The 539-nt window shown below is 56.0% G+C and carries 2 protein-coding genes; both read left to right on the forward strand.

Annotated elements, in window-relative coordinates; translation table 11 throughout:
• Positions 1-313: MbcA/ParS/Xre antitoxin family protein (locus ACQZ51_RS23665; protein ID WP_448780995.1), on the forward strand; the 313-nt coding region annotated here is incomplete at its 5' end.
• An 8-nt stretch (positions 314-321) separates the two neighbouring features.
• Positions 322-539 (forward strand): RES family NAD+ phosphorylase (locus ACQZ51_RS23670; RefSeq protein WP_448780996.1); only part of this gene is annotated, 218 nt, incomplete at its 3' end.

Raw genomic sequence — 539 nt, forward strand, 5'->3', positions numbered from 1 at the left:
GCCAAGAAAAATCGCTGACGTTTTTCACACGACAAGCGACGACATCGCCCGTAGTGCTGGCCTCGGCAAGGATGCAGTCCAGCGCAAAGAGCGTATCAGATCCGACAAAACACAGCGGCGTCTGCGCGAAATGATCGAAGTCGTCAATAAAGTTGAGACCCGCTTCGGATCCGCGCTCATGGCATACGCCTGGTATCGCTCAGAACCTCTCTCTGGCTTTTCCGGGCACACCGCAATGCAGCTTGTTCGAGATGGACGCGCTGACGAAGTGCTCGACTATATCGATGCCATCGATGCTGGCGTGCATGCCTGACATTACCGATGCAGTACAAAGGTAAGCTCTATCGAGCACTCAACCCCGTCTACGCTCGCGAACCGCTCTCCGGACGAGGTGCAGAGCTTTACGGCGGCAGATTTAACCCCAGGGGCACGCCCGCGCTTTATACGTCATTGACCATCATGACGGCACTGAGGGAAGCAAATCAGGCAGGAAGCCTACAGCCAACCACTCTTGTCTCCTATGAGGCCGATCTCGAGCC

The sequence above is a fragment of the Agrobacterium sp. CG674 genome (genome assembly GCF_053521645.1).